1 protein-coding gene and 2 CRISPR repeat arrays are annotated in these 4857 nt (G+C 54.1%); the gene reads right to left on the reverse strand.

Translation table 11 applies throughout. From position 1 onward, the window contains the following. Positions 1-71 precede the first annotated feature (71 nt). A CRISPR array of direct repeats spans positions 72-2780; the repeat unit is 36 nt; unit sequence GTTCCCCCTTCGGGGGGATCCCTAGAAATTGGAAAC. 274 nt (positions 2781-3054) lie between these two features. Next, positions 3055-3545: a CRISPR direct-repeat array (repeat unit 36 nt; unit sequence GTTCCCCCTTCGGGGGGATCCCTAGAAATTGGAAAC). A 72-nt stretch (positions 3546-3617) separates the two neighbouring features. Then, on the reverse strand, positions 3618-4595 hold the full coding sequence (locus NW840_RS12680) for a CHAD domain-containing protein (RefSeq protein WP_011432471.1): 978 nt from the start codon (positions 4593-4595) through the stop codon (positions 3618-3620). Between the last annotated feature and the right edge of the window lie 262 nt (positions 4596-4857).

Here is a 4857-nt window from a genome sequence, read left to right on the forward strand (position 1 = left end):
CCGACTTTTTTCCGGATCCCTCGCAAATGGGTCTTGCATTCCTTGCCCTGCTTGGGTTTAATAGGGGTGGAGTTCCCCCTTCGGGGGGATCCCTAGAAATTGGAAACACCAATCCACCCCACAAGATTGGAGGAACCTCGATGCGTTCCCCCTTCGGGGGGATCCCTAGAAATTGGAAACGATCCTATTTTGGGAAAGTTGTACGCATGCCTATCCACGGTTCCCCCTTCGGGGGGATCCCTAGAAATTGGAAACACGCCACTGGGATCCAATGCCAATGCTCTGGATCCCAGGTTCCCCCTTCGGGGGGATCCCTAGAAATTGGAAACCTGGCTGCCAGTGGCCTGCCGCCTGCTATTTTCGAAGGGCAGGTTCCCCCTTCGGGGGGATCCCTAGAAATTGGAAACCCGCTTACAAGGGATCGGGCTCGAGACCGTCTCCCGGCGCGTTCCCCCTTCGGGGGGATCCCTAGAAATTGGAAACCCACGAGGGACGGCCGGCCCTGGCCGTATTCCTTCTCGTTCCCCCTTCGGGGGGATCCCTAGAAATTGGAAACTTTATCCCTGATGAAGGGAGGTTTGTATGAGCATCATCAAGTTCCCCCTTCGGGGGGATCCCTAGAAATTGGAAACATGAAACAGTCGCTGAAGTATTCCGCTTTATCATGTTCCCCCTTCGGGGGGATCCCTAGAAATTGGAAACGATAGGCGGTGAAACCGCCTAGGATGAAGTAGTGTGGTTCCCCCTTCGGGGGGATCCCTAGAAATTGGAAACTTGACTGGCCCCGTCTTGGTACTTTGCCAGTACCATGTTCCCCCTTCGGGGGGATCCCTAGAAATTGGAAACGTCCTGCAGTATCATCCACCTCTCCCTAAAGTAGAAGTTCCCCCTTCGGGGGGATCCCTAGAAATTGGAAACATCATTTGGTAATAACTTAATTGACTATTGGGAGTAGGTTGTTCCCCCTTCGGGGGGATCCCTAGAAATTGGAAACCCTAGCTGTGTCGCTACCTTTCGAAGGATGTTTGCAGTTCCCCCTTCGGGGGGATCCCTAGAAATTGGAAACGCTTTAGCGGGAAATCCTGGTCGTCCACATAACGGTGTACTGTTCCCCCTTCGGGGGGATCCCTAGAAATTGGAAACTCCTGACAATATGCTTCTTGTTAGCTGACTTACTCGTGTTGTTCCCCCTTCGGGGGGATCCCTAGAAATTGGAAACCTTAGAAGTAGATCTAGGTAATGTTAGACCTGCCGGGTTCCCCCTTCGGGGGGATCCCTAGAAATTGGAAACCCCGGCAGTACCGCAACAAGGCGCGGCGTGTGGTCGAGTTCCCCCTTCGGGGGGATCCCTAGAAATTGGAAACCCGCACATACCCGCAGTTCCAGTCTGCAGGCCGGGCAGTTCCCCCTTCGGGGGGATCCCTAGAAATTGGAAACTGTCCTCAACATTCGCGGCTAAATTGTACGCCTCGCCGAGGTTCCCCCTTCGGGGGGATCCCTAGAAATTGGAAACAGCTATTGCCGTTATCTTCCTGATTGAGTTGATAATTCAAGTTCCCCCTTCGGGGGGATCCCTAGAAATTGGAAACGCAGCATAATCTAGGTATTCTTCACAGGCATCTTTAAAGTTCCCCCTTCGGGGGGATCCCTAGAAATTGGAAACCGGACTGCAAAGCTGCTCTTGCGGAACAGCTTATGCAGGTTCCCCCTTCGGGGGGATCCCTAGAAATTGGAAACAATAACCTCCTTAGACAGGGAACGACAAACCTGCCTCGTTCCCCCTTCGGGGGGATCCCTAGAAATTGGAAACTTGTTTCTCAATGGGGCAGTAGGATAGTACTGCCCTACTAGGTTCCCCCTTCGGGGGGATCCCTAGAAATTGGAAACGTTATAGACGAAGCCAACCAGACGCTGCTGGACGCGACGTTCCCCCTTCGGGGGGATCCCTAGAAATTGGAAACCCACCACAACAAGTCACCCGGTTGGCAACGGAGAATCCTGCGTTCCCCCTTCGGGGGGATCCCTAGAAATTGGAAACGGTCCCACGGCTTATCGGCGGGGCTGTAGTCAGTGAGGTGTTCCCCCTTCGGGGGGATCCCTAGAAATTGGAAACACGTTAACACGCTTTCCGTTACGGATTAACCCATCTTGGAGTTCCCCCTTCGGGGGGATCCCTAGAAATTGGAAACTCGACCACCCACCGGGCCGCTTTGAGCACGACCTCGCCGTTCCCCCTTCGGGGGGATCCCTAGAAATTGGAAACTAAATATCCCAGTCAAAGTAATCGGTGATGATTCCATTGTTCCCCCTTCGGGGGGATCCCTAGAAATTGGAAACAATGTTGGGAAACAATAGTTTCCGCAACAAAACTTTTGTTCCCCCTTCGGGGGGATCCCTAGAAATTGGAAACACTACGCTATATACCGATACTATAGTGGTCTGGGCTGGGTGTTCCCCCTTCGGGGGGATCCCTAGAAATTGGAAACGAGAAACCAGGCTCCTTCACCGGAAAAAGCAACTTGATGTTCCCCCTTCGGGGGGATCCCTAGAAATTGGAAACAAAGAATATAATGACGAAGAGATGCGCACTCCTGATTTTGTTCCCCCTTCGGGGGGATCCCTAGAAATTGGAAACTTGTCAACTTCTGGGAGTCCCTCGGCACCTTTCGCGTTCCCCCTTCGGGGGGATCCCTAGAAATTGGAAACGCTCGGTACTGTAGCATTGCCCGGAGCTTCTCCCAGTGTTCCCCCTTCGGGGGGATCCCTAGAAATTGGAAACTTGGTTAAACGTGTCGCCAGGGGAGCAACCGAACTAGACACACTTCTCAAAAGGAGCCTACAATGTCTAAGCGCACTATTTGGACTCCGGACGAGTGGCTCGAAGCAGCGAAAGCTGCATTTGAGTCTGCGTTCGGCGATTCCTACAACGAAGAAAAGCCGGTGGCTCCGGCTCAACCAAAGCCAACTCCTGTTTTGTTGCCCAAGCCTGTGCGGGTTCCAAACCGTGCGGGTAAGGGTGCAAGTGTGACGATAGCCCAGATCCGCAAGGCTCAAGTTCCCCCTCCGGGGGGATCCCTAGAAATTGGAAGCCTTGAAAACAGCACTTTCACTGATTAGCCTCACCCCTGCGTTCCCCCTTCGGGGGGATCCCTAGAAATTGGAAACTCACTACCAACGGTACGTAGCCAGTCTGCTTGCAGGTTGGTTCCCCCTTCGGGGGGATCCCTAGAAATTGGAAACCAGCGCTCCGAACGCAAGATTTGCTCTTTCGTGTATTTCATGTTCCCCCTTCGGGGGGATCCCTAGAAATTGGAAACCTGCGGAACTCCACGAAATGTGTTTTGAAACTCTGCTTGGTTCCCCCTTCGGGGGGATCCCTAGAAATTGGAAACTCGGTGTAGCTAGGAAACTCGACGAACGGGCCAACCAGTTTGAGTTCCCCCTTCGGGGGGATCCCTAGAAATTGGAAACTACTCGATGGCTTGTCGGTAAGACTCGCTGAGTATTTCGTTCCCCCTTCGGGGGGATCCCTAGAAATTGGAAACCCTATAGCCACAAAAAATCCCCCGCCAATAAGGCGGGGTTTTTCCTTCGGGGGGATCTATAGAATTGGAAACCTAGGGATCCCCAGTTGGAAAGAAATTGGAAACAGAGAAAAGATTAGAGTAAAGCCGGTGCTGCTCGGCAGAGGCCAGGCAGCGCTGTTGGTGCTCAGGCCACTCCTGGAGGGCTAGTTTTTGTTGTTCCTGGAGAAGGGTTTGTAGGTCTGAGTCTGCAGGCAGCTCGCCTTGCAAAACCTGCAAATCGTTAAAGCGGCCCAGTTGATCCTGCAAGCACTTCAGGGTTGCTATCCAATCTTGCATGGTTTCCCCGTAAAAGGGCGCAAAAAACTCCACCTGATAGCGCAGCCGTTTGGTGGCCTTGCGCAGCTCGTGCAGTTGCTCAGCCTGGGCTTCCGTTGCGGGGAAAGCAGGGATCCGCCAGCCTGGCTGCAGCAGCCACTGGGCCAGCAGGGGAGTCAGCAAGTGGGGCAAGCTTTCCGGCAAAGGCAGCTCCGCCTGGGGCTTATAGCGGGGGTGAGCCAGCCACTGCTCGCAGGCAGCTTGAAACGCCAGGAAGTCAGCATCTTCCAGAATGCGGCGGGAGCGTTTCTCGGCTTGGGTTCGACGTTGCTGCAGATCTTGTTTTAGCTTCTCCAGTTCTGCCTGCTGGGCTGCCGGGATCCCTTCCCAGCAAGGTTCCTGCAGGATTTCCAGCAGCACGTCCAGATCCCGCTGCTTGCCCAAAGCACTGGCCAGCTTTTGCAGGCGTTTGGGCTTGAGAGGCTTGGGCAGCCGGACGGATCCCTGAAACACCTGCACCCAAGTGCCAATACGGCGCAAGGTCACCCGGATTTGGTGCAGAGACTCTGCCGCTTCTGGATGCTGGGTCAGAACTCGCTTTACGTGTTTCTGCAGCCGCTGCCATTGCTGGCTCAACAGCTGGTGGGCCCAGGCGGCCACGGTTGGCAAGGGCGCAGATGAGGGCAAGGTCAAGTGCAAGGACTCCGTCCCGCTGACGCGATCGGTTTTCAGCTCAGCAGCAACAGCGTCCACAGCCAGTCTCCTCTACCCAAAACGAGAACCAAGAGGGCAGCAGGCTCTTTTCACATAGGTCATCCAGCCTAGCTTGAGGTTACCCCCGCCTCTTCCTTTTTAACCTAATCTTAACCTTGGTAAACCGAGCAGGCTGTGGCCAGGGAAACTGTCGCGAGCTTTGGCCTGTCGCGCCATTCCCGTCAGCGGAACAGAGCATGACTCTAGTCAATAATAAGCTCAACTATACTGAAAATAATGTATAGTATGTTCAGTACGGATT

Source organism: Synechococcus sp. R5-13 (genome assembly GCF_047462015.1).
Taxonomy (GTDB): Bacteria; Cyanobacteriota; Cyanobacteriia; order Thermostichales; family Thermostichaceae; genus Thermostichus.